Source organism: Frankia sp. CpI1-P (genome assembly GCF_001421075.1).
Lineage (GTDB): Bacteria > Actinomycetota > Actinomycetes > Frankiales > Frankiaceae > Frankia > Frankia torreyi.
Genome location: NZ_LJJX01000023.1, coordinates 18,807 through 37,537, shown reverse-complemented (window position 1 = coordinate 37,537; position 18,731 = coordinate 18,807). Strand labels below are relative to the sequence as shown.

General features: G+C 76.1%; 11 protein-coding genes and 7 pseudogenes. 6 read left to right on the top strand and 12 right to left on the bottom strand.

The genetic code is table 11. From position 1 onward, the window contains the following. Nucleotides 1-415 precede the first annotated feature (415 nt). The 3 genes and pseudogenes from FF86_RS16460 to FF86_RS16455 all read left to right on the top strand — a co-directional run. The gene (locus tag FF86_RS16460; protein WP_044885521.1) at nucleotides 416-706 is read left to right on the top strand and encodes a WhiB family transcriptional regulator; all 291 of its coding nucleotides are present in this window, start codon (nucleotides 416-418) and stop codon (nucleotides 704-706) included. Between the two features lie 117 nt (nucleotides 707-823). Continuing rightward, nucleotides 824-1,221: pseudogene (locus FF86_RS50220) on the top strand (phytoene desaturase family protein); the annotation flags it as partial. Nucleotide 1,222: 1 nt separating this feature from the next. After that, nucleotides 1,223-2,545 (top strand): NAD(P)/FAD-dependent oxidoreductase (locus FF86_RS16455; protein WP_242418887.1); only part of this gene is annotated, 1,323 nt, incomplete at its 5' end. Here FF86_RS16455 and FF86_RS16450 read toward each other — a convergent pair. The 12 genes and pseudogenes from FF86_RS16450 to FF86_RS16410 all read right to left on the bottom strand — a co-directional run bounded on the left by FF86_RS16450 (nucleotide 2,475) and on the right by FF86_RS16410 (nucleotide 16,095). After that, nucleotides 2,475-3,443 (bottom strand): YafY family protein, encoded by a 969-nt coding sequence (locus FF86_RS16450; protein WP_044885519.1) that lies wholly within the window; start codon nucleotides 3,441-3,443, stop codon nucleotides 2,475-2,477. The two genes, FF86_RS16455 and FF86_RS16450, sit on opposite strands and share 71 nt — an antisense overlap. A 50-nt stretch (nucleotides 3,444-3,493) precedes the next feature. After that, nucleotides 3,494-4,247, bottom strand: a pseudogene (locus FF86_RS66670) (tetratricopeptide repeat protein); the annotation flags it as partial. Nucleotide 4,248: 1 nt separating this feature from the next. Then, nucleotides 4,249-5,911 (bottom strand): annotated as a pseudogene (locus FF86_RS66665) (TIR domain-containing protein); the annotation flags it as partial. 1 nt (nucleotide 5,912) lies between these two features. Beyond that, nucleotides 5,913-6,091 (bottom strand): annotated as a pseudogene (locus tag FF86_RS66660) (hypothetical protein); the annotation flags it as partial. A 313-nt stretch (nucleotides 6,092-6,404) separates the two neighbouring features. Continuing rightward, nucleotides 6,405-6,971 carry an FHA domain-containing protein gene (locus FF86_RS16440; protein WP_044885518.1) on the bottom strand — a complete coding sequence of 189 codons (567 nt, stop codon included), beginning with the start codon at nucleotides 6,969-6,971 and terminating at the stop codon, nucleotides 6,405-6,407. Beyond that, on the bottom strand, nucleotides 6,968-8,308 hold the full coding sequence (locus tag FF86_RS16435; RefSeq protein WP_044885517.1) for a VWA domain-containing protein: 1,341 nt from the start codon (nucleotides 8,306-8,308) through the stop codon (nucleotides 6,968-6,970). Before FF86_RS16435 ends, FF86_RS16440 begins: the two co-directional genes overlap by 4 nt. After that, nucleotides 8,289-9,482 carry a protein phosphatase 2C domain-containing protein gene (locus tag FF86_RS16430; protein WP_242418886.1) on the bottom strand — a complete coding sequence of 398 codons (1,194 nt, stop codon included), beginning with the start codon at nucleotides 9,480-9,482 and terminating at the stop codon, nucleotides 8,289-8,291. The genes FF86_RS16435 and FF86_RS16430 overlap by 20 nt, the downstream gene beginning before the upstream one ends. Next, nucleotides 9,479-11,797 (bottom strand): serine/threonine-protein kinase, encoded by a 2,319-nt coding sequence (locus FF86_RS16425; protein WP_055867314.1) that lies wholly within the window; start codon nucleotides 11,795-11,797, stop codon nucleotides 9,479-9,481. Before FF86_RS16425 ends, FF86_RS16430 begins: the two co-directional genes overlap by 4 nt. Next, the gene (locus tag FF86_RS16420) at nucleotides 11,794-13,227 is read right to left on the bottom strand and encodes a hypothetical protein (protein ID WP_044885515.1); all 1,434 of its coding nucleotides are present in this window, start codon (nucleotides 13,225-13,227) and stop codon (nucleotides 11,794-11,796) included. The genes FF86_RS16425 and FF86_RS16420 overlap by 4 nt, the downstream gene beginning before the upstream one ends. 565 nt (nucleotides 13,228-13,792) lie before the next feature. After that, nucleotides 13,793-14,345, bottom strand: a pseudogene (locus FF86_RS50215) (transporter substrate-binding domain-containing protein); the annotation flags it as partial. Between the two features lies 1 nt (nucleotide 14,346). Continuing rightward, a pseudogene (locus FF86_RS50210) lies at nucleotides 14,347-14,551 on the bottom strand (transporter substrate-binding domain-containing protein); the annotation flags it as partial. Nucleotides 14,552-14,871: 320 nt separating this feature from the next. Further along, nucleotides 14,872-16,095, bottom strand: coding sequence for a hypothetical protein (locus tag FF86_RS16410; protein WP_242418899.1), 1,224 nt, complete (start codon nucleotides 16,093-16,095; stop codon nucleotides 14,872-14,874). Here FF86_RS16410 and FF86_RS34820 point away from each other — a divergent pair. From FF86_RS34820 to FF86_RS16400, 3 genes and pseudogenes are all read left to right on the top strand, one after another. After that, complete coding sequence (locus FF86_RS34820; RefSeq protein ID WP_199865394.1) at nucleotides 16,085-16,456, top strand: hypothetical protein; 372 nt, start codon at nucleotides 16,085-16,087, stop codon at nucleotides 16,454-16,456. The genes FF86_RS16410 and FF86_RS34820 overlap by 11 nt on opposite strands. Nucleotides 16,457-17,129: 673 nt before the next feature. Continuing rightward, nucleotides 17,130-17,912 carry a molybdate ABC transporter substrate-binding protein gene (gene modA, locus FF86_RS16405; RefSeq protein WP_157866955.1) on the top strand — a complete coding sequence of 261 codons (783 nt, stop codon included), beginning with the start codon at nucleotides 17,130-17,132 and terminating at the stop codon, nucleotides 17,910-17,912. 271 nt (nucleotides 17,913-18,183) lie between these two features. After that, nucleotides 18,184-18,731 (top strand): annotated as a pseudogene (locus FF86_RS16400) (molybdate ABC transporter permease subunit); the annotation flags it as partial.

Below are 18,731 nucleotides of genomic sequence, written 5' to 3'. Positions count from 1 at the left end.
GCGAGGTCAAGCATGCCAGAAAAGTCGGTGATGCCCTGGGCGACGCCCCCCGAACCGGCTGCCGGCGGCCCGCCGCCGCCCGTCGGCCGCAGACGAATCGGACCAGGTCAGGATGTCTGACGCGCCGTCTCCGGCCGGGCGCGTCGGGATCGTCACGGCAACCGCCCGCGGAACCGGACGGCTGGTCGGCGGCGTCATCCCGGGCCGGCGAGCGGGGCAGGTTTCGGTCTCGTGACGAAGGTCTGCGGCAGGTTTCCGTCGGCGCGCGGGGGAATAGGCACTTCGTGCCGCGAGGCGCCATGTCCGTCGTTCGCCCGGATCGCCCCCGTCTCGGTCGGGTCGGGGCCGGATGGATCGGGGCCGGCGTGTCCGGCCGCCACCTGTCGGATCGCTTCACACCGGGAGAGGCCGCAACATGCCGGTATCAGCCTCCACGCACCGCACCTGGTCACCCACCGCCGACGTCCCCCCGCTCGCGTCCTGGCGCAGCGCGGGCGCCTGCGGAGCCGGTGATCTCGACCTGTTCTTCGCGCCCGACGGCGTGCCCCGCCGCGAGCGGGCCCGGCGGGAGGCGGCCGCGAAGGCGGTCTGCGCAGGGTGCCGGGTGCGACGGGAATGCCTGCGCTACGCCCTGCGCACGGGCGAGCGGTTCGGTGTCTGGGGCGGGCTGACGGAAGGGGAACGCGCCCGCATCGACCAGCCGTGACGCCGGCGCCTGGTGGGCGAGCGCAGCCGACCATGACGACCTCGGCGGCATGGCAGACTCGGCGGTGTGGCGGATGCGGCGGTGTGACGGACGCGGTGACGTGACGGACGCGGTGACGTGACGGACGCGGTGGTCGTCGGCGCGGGCGTGAACGGACTGGTGGCCGCGAACATGCTCGCCGACGCGGGGTGGGACGTCGTCGTCTGTGAGGCGGCCGGCGTCCCCGGCGGGGCCTGCCGGTCCGCGCAGGTCACCGCCCCGGGTTTCGTCAGCGACCTGTTCAGCGCCTTCCATCCGTTCGCCGCGGCGAGCCCTGCCCTGCGCCGCCTGGACCTGCCCGCTCACGGGCTGGAGTGGTGCCGGGCGCCGCAGGTGCTGGCCCATCCCACCCCCGACGGCCGCTGCGCGCTGCTGTCGATGGACCCGGCTCACACCGCGCGGTCGCTCGACGACTTCGCCGCGGGCGACGGTGCGGCCTGGCGGGCGCTGGTCGACCGGTGGGCGCCGCTGCGCGANCCCCTGCTCGACGCCCTGTTCGGCGCACCGTTCCCGCCGCTGCGCGCCGGGCTGCGCCTCGCCCGCCACCTTGGTGCCGCCGACGGGCTGCGCTTCGCCCGGTTCGCCGCGCTGGGCGTGCGCCGCTTCGCCGAGGAGGAGTTCACCGGCGAGGGCGCCGCCCTGCTGTTCGCCGGCAACGCCATGCACGCCGATCTCGGTCCGGAGACGGTCGGCTCGGCGCTGCTCGGCTGGCTGCTGACCATGCTCGGGCAGGACGTCGGCTTCCCCGCGCCGCGCGGCGGGGCCGGGCGGATCCCTGAGGCGCTGGTCAACCGCCTGCGCGAGCGCGGTGGCCGGCTGCGCACCGGAGCGGCGGTGCACGCCGTCGAGGTGCGCGGCGGGCGGGCCCGCGGCGTCCGGCTGGCCGACGGCAGCGTGCTGCCGGCGCGGCGCGCGGTCATCGCCGACGTCGACGCGGTGTCGCTGTACCGGAACCTGGTCGGCGCCGGGCACCTGCCCGCCCGGCTGCTCGACGACCTGACCCGCTTCCAGTGGGACCACGCCACCATCAAGATCAACTGGGCGCTGTCCGGGCCGATTCCCTGGGCGGACCCGCGGTGCGCCCAGGCCGGCACCGTCCATCTCGGCGGCACCCTGGACGATCTGAGCCGCACCGCGGCGCAGCTCGCCCGCGGCCTGGTGCCCGCCGACCCGTTCTGCGTGCTCGGGCAGATGACCACGACCGATCCCACCCGCTCGCCGCCGGGCACCGAGAGCGCCTGGGCCTACCTGCACGTCCCCCAGCTTCCGCGGGGCGACGCCGGGGGAGCGGGCATCGCCGGGCCGTGGAACGACGAGGCGGTGGCGCGCGTCGTCGAGCGGGCCGAGCGCACCGTCTCCGCGGCGGCCCCCGGGTTCGCCGCGCGGGTGCTGGCGCGCCACGTGCAGTCGCCGGCCGACCTGCAGGGCTCGGACGCGGTGCTGCGCGGCGGGGCCGTGCACGGCGGGACCGCCGCGCTGCACCAGCAACTCGTCTTCCGTCCGGTGCCGGGGCTCGGCCGACCCGAGACCCCCGTCACCGGGCTGTACCTGGGCTCGATGTCGGCCCATCCGGGCGGCGGCGTGCACGGCGGCCCGGGGGCGCTCGCCGCCCGCGCCGCGCTGCGGGCGGCCGGCCCGTTCGGCCCGGTGCAGCGCGCCACCGTCGCCGCGCTCAACCGACGCCTCTACGCCCCGTCCCGCCCGACGGCTCCCGCCGGCCCAGGCGCCCCTACTCGGCGGGAGCCGCCGACGGCGCCGAGCGGAGGAACAGCTCGCCCATCGCCCGGACGCGGTCGGTGAGCTCCGCCGGCTCGACGATCGTGAACGGCGCGCCGACGGCGCCAAGCACCATCGCGGGCCAGGCCAGCGAGTCCACCTCCATCCGCAGCCGGCACGAGCCGCCGTCGACCTCCGCCACGCTGCCCCACCCGCCGACCACCCGCGCGACCTCGGCGGCCGGCGCGGCGACATCGACCAGGACCTGCTGGCGGATCCCGGCGCCGGCGACGGCGCGCTGGACATACGCCGCCGCGTCCCCGCCGGGCGGCTGGCGCGGTCGCACTCGCCGGCCGGTGGCGGTGGGCTCGGCGAGCCGATCCACCCGGAAGGTGCGCCAGTCGTCCCGGTCGAGGTCGAAGGCGACCAGGTACCAGCGCCCGCCGAGCGCGACGAGGCGGTGCGGTTCGACGCGGCGCCGGCTGCGCTCCCCGGCCCGGTCGGTGTAGTCGAAGCGCAGCTCCTCCTCGGCCCGGCAGGCCAGCGCGATCGCCGTGAGCAGCCCGGCGTCGAGCGTCGGGCCGCCCCACGGCGCGGGCGTGGTGAAGGCGGCGACCGCGTCGACCTGTCGGCGCAGCCGCGGCGGCAGGAGCTGGACGATCTTCGCCAGGGCCCGTACCGACGTCTCGCCGACGCCCGTCACCGCCCCCGCGGCCGCGGTGCGCAGCCCCACGGCGACGGCGACGGCCTCGGCGTCGTCGAGCAGCAGCGGCGGCAGGGCCGCGCCGGCCCGCAACTGGTAGCCGCCGGCCACCCCGCGGGTGGCCTGGACCGGGTAGCCGAGCTCACGCAGCCGATCGACGTCGCGGCGCAGCGTGCGGGGGCTGACCGCGAGCCGTTCGGCGAGCTCGCCGCCCGGCCAGTACCGGTGCGTCTGCAGCAGGGACAGCAGCCGCAGCATCCGGGCGCTCGTGTCCGCCATCGCCTCGCCGCTCCCGCTCCCGCGCCGCTCCTGCGCCGCTCCGCCCGGCGTCAGGATGCCATGCCACCATCCGGGTGCGGGCGGGGACGGCGCACCGCGCGGTCGGTCCGGGCGCGGGTGGCGGCGAACTGGCGGCGCCAGCGGCCCAACGCCTCCTCGAACAGCTCCTGCGCGCCGCGGTAGTCACCGCTCGCCGACAGGCTGGCGGCCAGGCTGTGCGTCGAGGCCAGCGTGTCGGGATGGTCGTCGCCGAGCAGGCGCCGGCGGCGGGCCAGCACCTCCTCGGTGAGCCGCCGGGCGGACTGGAACTCGCCGAGATCGTCCAGGGTGCTCGCGAGCCGGCTGGCGAAGGCGAGGACGTCGGGATGGTCGTCGCCGAGCAGCCGGCGCAGCCGGGCGAGCACGTCCTCGTCGAGCGCGCGAGCCGTCCGGAACTGGCCGAGCCCGCGCAGGACGCCGGCCAGGTCGGTGGTCGTGTCGAGGGTCTCGGGATGGTCCTCGCCGAGCAGGCGGCGCCGGCGGGCGAGCACGTCGTCGAGGAGGGTCCGCGCGTTCCACCGGTCACCGAGGGCGCCGAGGCGCCCGGCGAGCTGGTGGGCGCGGGCCAGGGTGTCGGCGTGGTCCTCGCCAAGGGCCGCCCGGGACCGGGCGACCGTGTCGGCGAGCAGGCCGTGGGCGGCCTCGTGCTCGCCCAGCTCCCACAGCACGATCGCCAGGTTGGCGGCGGTCGCGAGGGTGTCCGGGTGGTTCTCGCCGAGGAAGCGCAGCCGTCGGGCGAGGGTGTCGCGCTCCAGCTCCCACGCGNCCTCCCGCTGCCCGACCGCGAGCAGGGCGACGGCGAGGTTGTTCGCGGTGGCCAACGTGTCGCGATGGTCCGGGCCGAACCGTCCGAGGTTGCGGCGATACAGGTCGCGGGCGAGGTGCTCGGCCGCGGCGTAGGCGCCCCGGGCGTACAGGTGGGAGCAGTGGACGTCCGCCCAGGCGTGGAGCTGGTGCGGGTCGTCGGGATCGTCGAGGGTGTCCAGCGCCGCCAGCAGGTGCGGGACGACAGGCGCCTGGGCCGACCAGGTCGGCCGGTCGGCCGGGCTCTGGGCATACGCCGCCGCGAGCAGCCGTCCGGCGAGGTCGCCGAGCTCGCGGCGCCGACGCGGGGTCAGTCCCGCGGCGACCGCGTCGCGCACCAGACCGGGCAGGGCGATGCTGTCCCCGGCGCGCCGGGCCAGGCCGTGGTCGACGGCGACCGCGACGATCCGATGCAGGTCACGCTCGCCGTCGCCGCGGCGCTGGCGGTGGGTGGGCCCGATCCGCCCTCGGCGGGACGGCGGCCTGCCCGCGCGTAACAGGGACAGGGGCACCGGTGCCGGCGCGAGCAGGGCGCACAGCTCCAGCAGCCGCACGGTCGCCGGTGCCGACTGGGCGTACCGCTGCTGGAACAGCGTCCAGCACAGCTCGACCGGGGCGTGGCCGTCCCGGCCGGTGAGGAGGTCCCGCGGGTCGCGATCATCCTGGGCGAGCAGTCGGGCGGCCAGCCCCACCGCCAGCGGCTGGCCGGCGAGCCGGGCGGCGATGGCGTCGGCGACACCGGGGTCCAGGTCGGGTCGCCGGACGGTCAGCAGGGCGACGGACCGCTCGCGGGGCAGGGGCCCGACCTCGACCGCCGGCACCGGATCGCCGCGCCGCGCCGTCCCGTCGGCGTCGACCAGCAGCAGGTGGCCCGATCGGGCCGGCAGCGACTGGTCCAACCACCGCCACAACCCCGATGCGTCGCGGGCGTCGTCGAACACCAGCAGCCAGCGGTCACGCCGGTTCAGCTCGGCCAGGACGGCACCGATCGTCGCATCGACGCCGGCGCGGGCCGGCAGTCCCAACGGCCCGGCGAGCGCGGCGAGCTGCTGGCCGAGCAGCGGAAGCTGCCCCGCGTCCAGCCACCGGACCAGTCCGTACCCCGAGGCGTGCCGGTGGGCGTAGTCGACCGCGAGCTGGGTGCGTCCGCTGCCGGCGGGGCCACGAAGCACGACGGCCGGCACCGGGCCGCCCGTCAGGGCCCGGCGGACCTGGCTCAGCAGCGTCCCGCGCTCGACGGCCCACCGATCCCGGCGCGGCACGTTCCACCCCGCGGGCAGTAGGGGCGGGAAGGGGGCGACGGGCGCGTCGGGACCGGGCTGCGCCGGGAAGGGGGCGACGGGTGTGGCGGGACCGGGCTGCGCCGGGCGGGGGGCGCCGGGCGGGGCGACGGCGTCCAGGAGCCGCCGGGTGGCGGCGGCCTCGTCGACGCCGAACAGGTCGACGCGATGGACGGTCGCCAGCATCTCGGGGACCGGGCCGTCGGCCACCCGGAGCAGCAGCAGGGGCCGCGTCGCCAGCACCGCGGCCCATTCCAGCGTGCACCAGGGGGCCTCGAACAGGGCCGGGGAACAAACGACCAGGACGCGTTCCGCCCGCGCCACCTCGGCGCCGATATCGGAAACNGCGTACTCCCCACCGGGCGATTCGGAAGGCTGTACCCGCACCGTGCGGCCGGCGGCCTCGAGAATGTCGGTGATCCAGGCGAACCAGTTCTCGTCCGGACCGGCGTGCGAAAGGAATAAGTCGGTGCCCGGCTGGGCGGTACCGGCGGCGTCGACCGCGAAAGGTCGGGTAGATCGCACGACGACAGAGCCTGCCAGAAAAGGACATGGCGATTCACCCCCCGCGGCTGTGACCTACGGCGGCCGAGGGTCGGCCGGCACAACGACGTAAAAACAAATTCCCGTCGCGCGCGATGCCCGGCCGGAAGTTTTCCGGAAGCCGGCTGATGGGAAATACACCGTAGGTGACGCCGCTCGGCGGCGGCGAATGGCAATGGGTGAAACCGTAACAAATTCCTACCCCTTCGGTCAGGTCCGGGGGAGGGGACGTGCCGCCCGCCTCGCCCGGCTCGGACCGTCAGGGCCACCGGGGCCGGCGCGGCGGTCGGGGGCGCTACCGGTGGTGGACCGTGATCCGGGTCCAGGAGCCGAGGTACACCCGGTCGCCGTCGTCGAGCGCGACGGCGCTGCCCGGCGTCAGGCGGACCAGGTGCCCCGGGTCCGGGCCGACCCAGGTGCCGTTCGACGAGCCCAGATCGGTGACGCGCAGGGAGCCGTCCGCCAGGAGTTCCAGCGCGGCGTGGGAGCGGGAGACCCCGGGATCCCCCGGGTCGCCGGACAGGTCGATGCCCGGCGGGGTGCGCTGGCTGCGGCTGCGCCGACCGACGACGGTCCGCGAGGCGGTCAGCTCGACGGTCGCCGGACGGGACCGCTCGGGAAAGGCGGGCGCCCCGGCGTCGTCACCCCGCTCGAAGAACGCACGGTCGACGGAGATCCGCGCGCTCCAGCTCCCGGCCCCGCCGCCGGGCGTGTTCGCACTCGGCGGCGGCGCGACGCGCAGGGGCACGGCCCTCGCCGGCAGCGGGCCGGTGCCCGTGGCGAAGTTGTGGTCGCAGGCCGGGCAGTGCGTCCCCGCTGCGCGGCGCGGGCACCCGCAGAGCGGGCAGGTCTCCCGCCTCACCGCTTCGCGGGAACCGTCAGCGTCGAACCGGCGTCGAGGTCCATCTCGTCGAGCTTCTCCACGTCGCGGCGCAGCCGCACCGAGCCGGTGACCGGGTCGTCGATCTCGACGACCTTGCCGAGTCGGTCCAGCGTCGCGCCGTCGTCGGCCGCGGCGGCGATCTGGGCCGCCCGGCCCAGCAGCGTCACGGCGCTGACCTCGTCCCCGGCGCGGCGCGCGGCGAGCCCGTCCTGCACCGCGCGGGCGAGTTCCGCCTGCCCGGTGTAATGGGCGACGACGCCGTCGATGCGGGTCGACAGCTCGGCGTCCTCGGTCCACACCGCGCGGACGCGGGCCTGCGTGACAACCTCGCCGCCGACGACCAGGCTCACCCGCGCGGCGAGCCGCTCGTCGCCGACGTCGGCCGGCGGCACGTCGACGCACAGGTGGTACTCGCGGGTGCCCGCCGCCCACGCGCCGGTCGGATGATCCCGGGTGAACGGGTTCACCTCGACCGCGCGCAGCATCAGGTCGTCGACCTCGGGGGAGACCTGGCGCAGGAAGCGGGTGGTGGAACCCTTCGGCGTCCACACCCGCAGCGCGACGTCGGCCACGCCGCGGGCGAGCGCCTTGGCGACGAGGGCGCGGAAGTCGTCGGCCATCTCGGCGGGCTCGCGCAGCAGCGACACGGTGCCGAGCAGCCGGGTGGAGATCTGGCGCAGCTCGTCGACCCGCCAGTCGGCGCCCACCCCGCGGCAGTCGCACTGGAAGGCGCCCTCGCACGCGGCCAGCGCCGCCTCCAGCGCCCGCGCGCTCTCGCCGTTCTGCCCGTCGGTGAGCAGGATGGCGTGGTGGATGGCATCCGGGCGCGACGCCATGAGCTGCGCGGTCAGCCGCAGCCAGCGGCCCATCGCGGTGCCGCCGTGCGGCCGCAGCCGGGCGACCGCCCGGCCCGCGGCCGCCCGCGTCTCGGCGCTCGCCGTCACCAGCTCCCGGCGCTCCGGATAGACCACCCGCGCCTGCTCGGTGCCCTCGACCACGGCGAACGCGACGCCGTCCGGCAGCGCGTCGATCGCCGCCCGCGCCGCCCGCCGCGCCTCGATGATCTTCGATTGCGGGTACTCCATGGACCCGGAGCAGTCCAAGATGATCACCTCGGCGGCGCCGGGGGCGTCGCCGGCGCCCACCGCGGCCGCCGGCCGGCCGGTGCTGGGGCCGGCATCGGCGACGACACCGGCGACGACACCGGGCGCGGCGGCGGCCTCGTCGCGGGCGGCCACGGTGATGACCGCGTGCACCTCGCCGGAACCCTCCGCGAGGAACTCGTTCTGGCTGACCTCACAGGTGAAGGTGATCATCCTTGCTCCCCGGGATATCGATGACGATCACGGTGATGTTGTCGCCTCCGCCGCGGGCGAGGGCCACGGTCGTCAGGTGGCGGGCGACCGCGAGCGCCGGCGCGTCGGTCGGCAGCTCGGCGATCCGATCGGCGAGGGCACCCGCGGCCGAGAGGTAGTTCCACAGCCCGTCGCTGCACAGCACCACCCGTCCCGGCCCGTTCAGGGCCGTCGCGGCGACGCGGGGGACCGCCGACGCGCTGCCCGTGCCGATCCAGTGGGTGATCGTGTGGGCGCCGGGGCCGGTCTCGGCCCGCTCCGGCGGCAGCAGGCCGGCCCGCACGGCCTCTGCGGCCAGCGTGTCGTCCGCGGTGAGCAGCCGCGCGCCGGACCGGTCGATCAGGTAGGCCCGGCTGTCGCCGAGCCAGCCGACCGTCAGCCGGCCCGGCGTCACGATGGCGGCCACGAAGGTGCACGCGGGCGCGTCGTCCGGACCGCTGATCGTCGCAACGGCGCTGCGCTGCGCGGTCGCGGCGGCCGCCCGCAGGGCGCTCGCCTGCCAGCGGGCGGTGTCCCCGCCGGGCGGCACCGGGCCGGGACGAGAACCGAGCGGGCGGGTGTCACCGCTGTCGCCGCTGTCGCCGGTGCTGTCGCTGCTGGTGCCGCCGGGGTGGGGCGGCGTGGCCGGCGGCGCCGTCAGCATGCCGGCAAGCTGCGCGAGCAGGTCGACGGCGTCGCGCGCCGCCCGCACCGCCGCCGGTCCCGACCCCGGGGCCGTCGACACCCCGTCGCAGACGACGGCGAGCGTCGCGGCCGGCCGGTCGTCGACGGGCCCGGCGAGGACACGCAGCGCGAAACCGTCCTCGTTGGTCCGGTGCACCAGGCCGCGGTCGGACACCCCCGCGGCGCTGCCGAGATCGAGATCGGCCCGGTCACCGGGCGGGTCTCCCGGACGCAGCCCGGTGCCGCAGCGTTCGCAGAACCGGTCGTGCGGGAAGACGACCGCCGCACACGCCGGGCACCGCCCGGCATCCGGGGTCCCCTCGACACCCGGGATTGCTCCGACACCCGGGATTGCTCCAGCGCCCGGGGTTCCCTCGACACCCGGGATTGCTCCGGCGCCCGGCGATCCCTCGGCATCCGGCGTTGCGCCGGCGGGCGTGGCGCCCGGCTGCGGGCGCTGCTCCGTGGTCACACCAGCGTCCGGGGACGGACGCCGTTGGCGAGATCGACCAGGGCGTACCGTTCGTCGGGCGTCGCGGCCAGACGGGCCAGCGTCCGGTAGGCGCGTTCCAGGCCGAGCCGCAGCGCGGCGGGCCGCAGCGCCGACCCTGCGACGTTCACCTGGGGGTCCGCCGCCACCGCGCCGGAGGTGACCAGGTCGAGCGCGCCGGCCAGCAGGTCTCGGGTGAGGGTCGCCCGGGCGGCCGGGGCGAGGTCCAGATCGTCGAGGATCGTCGACGCCGCCAGCAGGCCGGCCCGGTCCGGGGCACCCGCGGCGGTGACGGTGCCGAGCACCCGGGCCAGGCGCACCCGCGCCTCGACGTGGGCCGCCGACGCCGGCGGCACCCGCCGGTAGGCCTGCGCGGCGCCGTCGCGGTCACCGGCGGCGAGGCGGACCCGGGCCAGCCCGAACGCGGCGCTGGTGAACGTGTCGTCGGTGCGCGAGACCAGGTCGTAGAGCTCCTGCGCCCGGGGCAGGTCGCCGCCCGCCTCGGCCGCGCGGGCCAGCGCCAGTTTCGGCGCGAGCTCGCCGGGCACCTCGCCGTACACCCGCTCGAACGCCGCGACCGCCCCCGCCGCGTCACCCTCGGCGAGCAGCAGCAGGCCGCGTTGCCAGTGCGCCCGCCAGGCGAAGGGGTCCTCGGCGGCCACCGCGTCGAGCAGCGCCCGCGCCGCGTCGTGCTCGCCGAGCCGGGTCCGCAGGTCGGCCAGGCGCAGCCGGGCGCCGACGCTGCCCGCACCCATCGCACCGAGCAGCTCGGCGAGCTGGCCGGGGGCGACGTCGGGCAGCGCGGCGAGCGCCGCGGCCGCGGGATCGTCCGGATCGGGCAGCAACGCCGGGAGCAGAGTCGGCAGCAGCGCCGAGGGCACCGGGTCGGCCGGCTCCCCGGTGGGGTGGGCGTCACCGGTGAACCGTGCGCTGCGGGCCGGTATCGGGGTGCCCCGCTGCGCGGCGACGATCTCCCGCAGGACGCCGAGCAGTTCGCCGTGCATCTCCTCGGCGCTGGCGAAACGCTGGTCCGGGTCGAGCGCCGTGGCCTTGACCAGCAGGCGGTACAGCGACTCGTGCCGGGCGAGCACCGGATGGCCGGACGCCGGCGGCAGGGTGTGCCGGTAGGTCGAGGTGTTGCCGCGGAAGTCGAGGACGAGGGTGGCCAGCGTCCGGCCCACCGTGTACAGGTCCGAGGCCACCGACGGGCCCTCGGTGGGTACCTCCGGCGCCTGGTAGCCGAGCGTGCCGTAGACGGCGCCGTCGTGGTCGTCGATCCGCCGCACCGCGCCGAGGTCGATCAGCCGCACCGCGTCCCGGCCGACCATCATGTTGTCCGGCTTGAAGTCGCAGAACACCAGACCGTTGCGGTGCAGGTAGGCGAACGCGGGCAGCACCGCGAGCAGGTAGGCGACGGCCTCGGCCACCGGCAGCGGGTCGGGCCGGCCGGCGGCGGCCCGCCGTCGGCGCAGCACCTCGCGCAGCGACGTCCCGCCGACGTACTCCATCACGATGTAGCCGGTCCCGGCATGCTCGACGAACGTGTAGATCTTCACGATCGCCGGATGGTCGACCGCGGCCAGGAACCGGCGTTCGGCTATCGCCGCGGCCTGGGCGTGCCGGTCGCCGGAGTCGAGCAGCCCCTTGAACACCACCCAGAAGTCCCCGCCGACGCCGTGGTCGCGGGCCAGGTAGACCCAGCCCTGCCCGCCGTGGGCGAGGGCGCCGGCAATCTCGTACTGGCCGACGCGGTCGCCGGGCCGCAGCGCCGGGCGGAACGAGTACGGCTGCCCGCAGCCCGCGCAGAATCCCTCCGCCAACGGCGGCTGCCCCCCGCGCGAGCGGCCGACCGGCTCACCGCAGCGGGCGCACAGCCGTAGCCGCTGCGGCAGCTGGGGGTCGGCGAGCAGCAGCGACGTCGGATCGGGCAGCTCGATCTCGGGCACGCGCACCAGCCCGGCGCCCAGCCGGTCGGGCGCGCTGTGGCTCCCCGACCCGCGCCGGGACCGCCGCGAGGCGGAGGCCCCCGTCGACGCCGAGTCGCCGGTCCCGCCGGATGTGCCGGACGCGTGGGTTCCGCCGGACGCGCCGGTGCTGCCGGTTCCGCCGGTTCCGCCGGACGGGTGGCCGGACGGGTGGGTCGCACCGGTCACGCCGCCGGCCGTCGTCGCCGCGGCGGGACGGCCGTCGGCAACCGCGAGGCCGGGCGGCCGGTAGGCGAGGCCGGTGATCGTGCAGTAACCGTCCTCGATGACGCCCTCACAGTCCGGCTCGGGACACCGGATCGCCTCGGTCATGCATGCTCCTCGGATCGGGCGGGGTATCGGGCGGGCGCGGCTGCCAGCAGGGCGTCCGCGTAGGCGCGGACGAGCTTCTCGGCCCGGTCCAGGTCGATCGGGGCCGATCCCAGCGCGGCCAGCGCGGGGGCGTAGCGGGCCTCCACCGCGGCGGATTCACCCAGTCCGGTGCGCCCGGCCTTGGCTCGCAGCGCGCGCAGCAGCCCGCGCAGCTCGTCGCGGCGGCGCACCGGCGCCGCGTTCGCCTCGGCGATCGCCGTCGCCGTCGCCAGCGTCGCCTGGGCGGTGCGCCGCCAGGCCGGCAGGCCGTAGGCGACCAGCCGCCAGTCGCCGGCCTCGCCGGCAGCGGTCAGCCGGTCCAGCCACGGCCGCAGGCCGCGCCGCGGCGCGTCGAACCACCCGTCGGACAGCCGCAGCAGGCCGTCGGCGTGGCCGCTGACCCGCTCGACGACCTCCCGGGCACGGCGCTCGCCGACCTGCGCGGCCGCGACGACCTGCGCCAGCAGCGCGTCGGCCGCGGCAAGGTCCGCGGCGAGATGGTCGTGTGCCCGCGCGAGCGCGGCGACGGCGTCGAGGGCCGGGGCGAGCGCGTCGCCGACCGCGGCCAGCAGCTCCGCCGGCACGTCGAGCGGGTCGGCGGCCACCGCGACCTGGGCGAGCGCCAGCGCCGCGCGGGCCGTCGCGAGCGCCGGAACCTCGTCGTCCACGACCCAGTCGTCGGCCTCGGACCCGCTTGCGGCCTCGGACCCGCTTGCGGCCACGGACCCGCCGCCGTCCATGGACCCGCCGTCCACGGACCCGCCGTCCACGGACCCGCCGTCAGCTACGGACACGTCGTCGTCCACGGACCCGCCGTCGGCCTCGGCGCCGCCCGGGCCGGCGCTCCTCGGGCCGGCGCCGGCCAGGGTGAGCCCGAGGCGGTGCGCCGTTGCCTGAGCCTCGCCGAGTTGCCGGCCGAGCGGTGCCAGCGCCTCGCGGTGCGTGGCCCGTGCCGCGATGATCTCGTCGGCGGCGGCGCGTAGGGCGCGGACGTTGGCGAGCGCCTCGTCGAGACGGCGCTGGGCGGGAATCTGGGCGGGACTGTCGTGCCCCGCGGCCGCGTCCACGGCGCCGGTCGGGCGGTCACCGTCGGGCTCGGCGTCCAGCAGCGCGGCGAGCCGGGCGGTGCGCCGGGCGCCGAGCCGTGGGCCCTCTCCCCGTTCGGCTGCGGCGGCGGTGAGCAGGTCGTTGAGTGCGGCGTGGGTCTCCCAGAGGCCCACCAGGCGGCGGCGGGCGTCGGCGGCGATCTCGGCGGTGCGTCCGCGCAGCCGCGGCGGATCGCCGAGGTGCCGGTCGATGACGGCGTCGAGGTCCAGCAGCTCCGCGGCGAGCTGCGCGCTGCCGGAGCGCAGCCTGGTCAGGGCCGCGTCGACGTCCGAACGGGTGCGCATCGCCGGTCACGCCCCCCGCGTCGACGCGAGCGATCCCGCTGCCCGCCGCGGCCAGGGCCGGGCGGGTCGGGCGTGCCGGGCGGAACGTGGTGTGCGGGCGCCGGTGAGGCGCGCGGATCCGGCCGCCCGTGGCGCGCGACTCGCCCCCGCGGCATCAAGCATGCCCGCCATGCCCTGAGTACCACCGCCCCGATCGTCCGTTTCGCGACCGTCCCGGCCTCGCCGGGACGCCCGCGCCTGCACCGCCCTGAGCCGCGGCGGTCAGGGCGCCTGGGGCGGTCCGACTCCGCGGGATGGCTGATCGTAAATCGGCCGAGCACCTTCCGTGGGGCGATGTCGCCTTATCGTCACCTCGCCCGGCTCACGGTGCCGGCATGCTAGGCGGTCCGGACCCGGGAGCAGGGCGAATCCGGCCGGCCTGGGAAGAAGTAGTGAGGGCGACCCGCCTTCGGCGTCGCGGCGGGACCGGCACCGTCGGGGGTGGGCGCAGCCCCGGCAGCCGTCGCTGGACCAGCACGGCCGGCCCTGCCTCGCGCCGCCTGGAACACCGAGCCGAGCCGCCGCGTCACCCGCCGTCGGTGTAGCGGGGGACCGGCACCGCCGGGGGCGGGCGCAGGGCCGGCAGCCAGTGTTGGACCAGCGCGGCCCAGGTGCCGTCGCGCAGCACGTCGGCGAGCACGCCGTTGACGAAGCGGGTCAGCTCCGGATGGCCGCGGGCGACGCCGATCGCGTCCGGCTCGTTGGACAGTCCCGGGCCGACGAGGTGGACCCGGGGATCCTGCGCCGCCATGCCGGCGAGGACCGCGCTCGTCGTCGTGATCCCCGCGACCTGGCCGGACTGGAGCAGCACGAGGCAGTCGGCGATGTTCGGAACGGTCCGCACCAACGGGTGCGACGGCGCCCGGCGCAGGGTGTCCACCGTGGTGGTCCCCGCCGCGGTGCACACCGGCTGCCCCCCGAGGTCGTCGAGGCCGCGGGCGGGCGAGTCGAGGGGGACCAGCACCCGCTGCGTCTCGTACCAGTAGACGGTGGAGAAGTCGATCTGGCGGCGTCGCTCGCAGTTCGTCGTCATGGTCGCGACGACGATGTCGACGTCTCCACGTTGCAGCACCGGGATGNGCTCGGCGTAGGTCGTCGCGCGGAACCGCACGTGCCCGTCCGCGCCGAAGATCGCCCGGCCGATGCGGTTCGCCAGATCCACGTCGAAGCCCTCGAACTGCCCGGTGAACGCGTTGATCGAACCGAACGGGGGGACGTCGGCGAGCACCGCGGCCCGCAGGTAGCCGCGGTGCTGGATCGTCGCGAGGAACGTGCCGGCCGGCATCGCGCCGGGCGCCGGGGGCACGGGCGGTGGCCGCAGACTGGCCTGCGGATCGCCGCAGCCTGCAGCGCCGCCCGCCGGTGCCGGGGCGCCCGGTGCCGGGGCGCCCGGTGCCGGCGGGGACGCGGCGGCCGTCGTGACCAGCGGCCGTGCCTGCGCGGGAAGCCCCGCGTCGACGGTCGCGCAGCCGGCGCCGGCGAGGGCCAGCAGCACCGCGACGGCCACCGCGATGACCCGCGGCAGCATCATGGGGGTAATAGGGGTCATAGGGGTCATGGAGGTCGTGGTGATCGGGGTGATCGGGGTTTTCGGCATGACGGCGGCTACCGATAGTCGTTGATGCGGAGCTGGATACCGACGAGGGCGAGGGCGGCGGCGAACAGGAGGGCCGCGGTGACGGCCAGCGGCAGCGTGTCCAGGGCGTCGTCGGCGGCGGCGAGCCGCTGCTCGAACCGACCGCGGCTGGCGTCGAACACCACCGTCGACGCGGTGTCGAATCGTCGGAAGGCGTCGGTGCCGCCGCCCTGAGCCAGGGCGACGGCCTGCTGGAACCCGCCGACCTCGGCGACGAGCGCGCGGACCCGCGCCGCGCTGGCCTGGTAGGCCTGCCAGGCGGGCGCGAGCGCGTCGCGGGCGGGCCGGTCCGGGCCGGGCAGCGCCGCGGTCGTCGCGAGCAGCCCGGTGCGGGTCGGCCGGGCCTGGGGGTCGTAGCCCAGCCGGGCGCTGACGGCGTCGGCGTCGGCGTCGAGGTCCGCGCCGTTGCCCCGGGAGATCAGCGACAGGCTTTCGTCGCCCCAGGCGCGCAGCGCGAGTACCCGGGCCTGCGCGGTCATCGTCATCGGCACGTAGCCGTCGTCGCGGCTGTCGAGCAGGCGGGCGCGCTGCACCCCGAACGCGGCGATCGTCCACCCGAGGGCGATCGTGGCGAGCAGCGTCGCCGCCACCAGCGCCGGGTTGAGGATGCGGTTGGTCCGCCGGAACAGTCGGATCTGCAGGGCGATCAGCACGGCGAGCGTCGCCAGCCCGGCGACGGCGACCACCACCGGGTGGTAGGCGCGGCTGGCCTGCTGGTAGTCGCGGTCGATGCGGTCGGCGGCCGCGGCGGCGAGGCGGTCGGCGGCCGGCAGGATCGTGCCCTGCATCAGGCTGGACGCCGCCCGCTGGTAGGCGCCGCCGACGACGAGGCCGAGCCGGTTGTTCGCCCGGGCCCGTTCCACCTCGCCGGTGTAGACGGGCAGCCGCTCGGTGAGCACGGTCAGTGGCTCCCGCGGCCCGCCCGCGCGGGCGAGGTCGACGATCCGCTCGCTCGCGTCGGCGATGGCCCGCTGGTAGGCCGCGCGCTGGTCGGGGGGCTCGACGCCGCCGGCGAGGAAGGCCCGCGCCGCCGCGGCGTCGGCCGCCGAGAGGTCGGCGTGCAGGCTCTGCGCCGCGATGAGCGACGGACCGCTGTCAGTCCGCAGCGAGTGCAGCGCCTGCTGGCGGGCCCGCACGGTGGTGAAGGCCGCGACCCACAGGACGAGCAGGCCGACCGTCACGATGATCGACAACAGCCGCAGCCGGCCGGGCGGGGTGGCCGTGCGGCGCCGCAGCCCGCGGCGCCCGGGCGAGCCGCCCCTGCCGCCGCCCGTCCCCGGTCCGCCGGCCGATCCCGATCCGCTGGCCGCCCCCAAAGTGCCGCTCGTTCTCGGTCCGCCAGCCGTGCCCGATCCGCTGGCCGCCCCCAAGGTGCCCCCCGTTCTCGGTCCGCCGGCCGTGCCCAAGGTGCCGGCTGCGCCCCCGGCGGCCGTGCCCGTCGCGCCGCGAGCTGCGGTCGGAGACGGCGCGGTCGTGGCCGGCGGGGTGGAGGGAGGCGGGGTGGAGGGAGGCGACGGCGTGCCCACCGCGGTCATATTTGGTGATCTTAGGTGAATCACGGCGTTCCGTGGCCACGGTGTCAGCTTTGCGTCATCACAGTTGCGCCGTTTCGGCGGTCGGCGCTCCGGCGCGCGTATCGCAGAGCGATCTGCTCGTGGGATCCGGCTTCGCAGCAAGATCGTCCTGAACGCAGGGAGACGCTGGGCGCGGTTCCGCGGTTCCGCGGAACCGCGTGATCACCGAAGCCGGGGCTGGACGCGAAGATCCCGCGGTGCCCGCGAAGAGGTGGTGTGCATGGGAACGACGCCATCTGGCTCTTGTGTAGGGACAAATCGGACACGGAACCCTATAGAAGAACCATGGAGGCGCTCTCCCACGCACCCGCCGCGGCCGCCCAGGCCGGCCCGTCGCCCGCCGTCCGTTGCGTGGTGTCCGTCGCCCGTCCGCGCGTGCCGCGGACCTGGTCGGTCACGGGGTAACGGCCCGCCTGTGGGCCCCTGGGTGAGAGCTCCGCTCCATTAGTAATGAACGGGTTGCGACCCGCATCGGACAGCAGTATTTCATGAGCGTGACAAGTCAGGTGGTTCTACGCAGGTCAGCGCCGCTGTTCGCCGCGGCTACAACATTCGTCTTGGTCCTGACCGCATGTGGTTCGAGTGGAAGCTCCGGCGTAAGTGCGCCGGCCGCGACCCCCTCGGTATCAGCGAGCAGGACCCCAACCTCAGGTATGGCTGCGCCCCCGGGAATGGCCGCCTCCTCGGGCATAGCCGGCATGGGCGGCCACGGCATGAGCGGCATGGGCGGCATGGGCGGCATGGCGGCCGCCAGCACCGCGCCCGGATCCGTGCTCGTGCTCGCGCCGGGTACGCTCGCCACGGTGTTGCCGATGGTGGACAAGGAGTTCGTTCACGCGCATCCCGCCGCCTCGGTGTCGCCGAGTTTTGGCCACTCACCGGCCCAGGTCATCCAGGTGAAGCAGGGCTCGCCGGGCGACGTGCTGCTCACCGTGGGCGCCGAGTCGATGGCGGAGGCCAAGAAGGACGGCCTGCTCGCCGGTGACTCCACCGTGTTCGGGCGTAACCGGTTGGAGATCATTGTTCCGGCGGGGAACCGGAAGGGGGTCCACACCCTGGCCGACCTCGCCAAGCCCGGTCTGACCGTGGTGCTGCCGGACGAGTCGACGCCGGCCGGCGTGTACGCCGACCGCGCCCTGGCGAAGGCCGGGGTGACGGTGAAGCCGGCGTCGAAAGAACTTGGCAGTCCGGACGTCGCGCAGAAGGTGGCCACCGGGAACGCCGACGCGGGCATCGCGTTCGTCACCGACGTCAAGGCCGGTGGATCCAAGGTCACCGGCATCGACATCCCGGACGCCGATCAGGTGCCGGCGGAGTACCGCGCGGCCGTGCTGAAGAACGCCAAGCATGCGGCGGCCGCCGGAATGTTCGTCTCGTTCCTGTCGTCACCGACGGCGCAGCAGCAGTTTCGGCAGTTCGGATTCCTGGCCCCCTGAGCCCCCTTAGCCCTCTGAGACACCGCACCCGTATCCCCGCGTCGCCGGCCGGCACGCGATGACGCCGAACCCGATGACGCCGAACCCGATGACGCCGAACCCTCTGTAGCCGAACCCTCTGTAGCCGAAGGCGATGACGCCGAACCTGATGACGCCTGATGCGACGACGCCGGATCCGCGTCGCTTGCCGTGGCGCCGTCGAGAGCGNGGCGGCCACCGTGGCGGGCACGGCCTGCCGCTGTGGACGGTCCCGCCGGCGCTGCTCGGTGTGATGTTCCTCGTGCTGCCACTGGTCGGACTGCTGGTGAACGTGCCCTGGACCGCGGTCCCGGTCCAGTTGCGCGCCCCCGACGTGCGCAGCGCCCTGTACCTGTCCCTGATCTGCCCGATCGGGTCGACTCTGATCGCGATCGTGCTCGGTGTGCCGCTCGCCTGGCTGCTCGCCCGCGGCCGTTTCCCCGGCCGCGGCCTGGTGCGGGGCCTCGTGACCCTGCCGATGATCCTTCCGCCGGTGGTCGGCGGGGTGGCCCTGCTGTACGCGTTCGGCCGCGGCGGCCTGGTCGGCCGCTGGGGGTACCGCGAGTTCGGGATCTCGCTGCCCTACACCACGCTCGGGGTCATGGTGGCCTCGGCGTTCGTCTCGATGCCGTTCCTCGTCCTGGCGGTGGAGGCCGGCATCGTCCAGACCGGCGTCCGCTACGAGGAGGCGGCGGAGACGCTCGGCGCCGGGCGGCTCATGGTGCTGCGCCGCATCACCCTGCCCATGCTGGCCCCCTCGCTCGGCGCGGGGGCCACGCTGTGCTGGGCCCGGGCACTCGG

Excerpts from the sequence above, each read along its gene's own strand:
- FF86_RS34820 (WP_199865394.1), top strand. The coding sequence starts at position 16,085 with ATGATCGACAACAGCCGCAGCCGGCCGGGCGGGGTGGCCGTGCGGCGC.
- FF86_RS16460 (WP_044885521.1), top strand. The coding sequence starts at position 416 with ATGCCGGTATCAGCCTCCACGCACCGCACCTGGTCACCCACCGCCGAC.
- modA (WP_157866955.1), top strand. The coding sequence starts at position 17,130 with ATGGCTGCGCCCCCGGGAATGGCCGCCTCCTCGGGCATAGCCGGCATG.
- FF86_RS16435 (WP_044885517.1), bottom strand. The coding sequence starts at position 8,308 with ATGATCACCTTCACCTGTGAGGTCAGCCAGAACGAGTTCCTCGCGGAG.
- FF86_RS16450 (WP_044885519.1), bottom strand. The coding sequence starts at position 3,443 with ATGGCGGACACGAGCGCCCGGATGCTGCGGCTGCTGTCCCTGCTGCAG.
- FF86_RS16425 (WP_055867314.1), bottom strand. The coding sequence starts at position 11,797 with ATGACCGAGGCGATCCGGTGTCCCGAGCCGGACTGTGAGGGCGTCATC.
- FF86_RS16420 (WP_044885515.1), bottom strand. The coding sequence starts at position 13,227 with ATGCGCACCCGTTCGGACGTCGACGCGGCCCTGACCAGGCTGCGCTCC.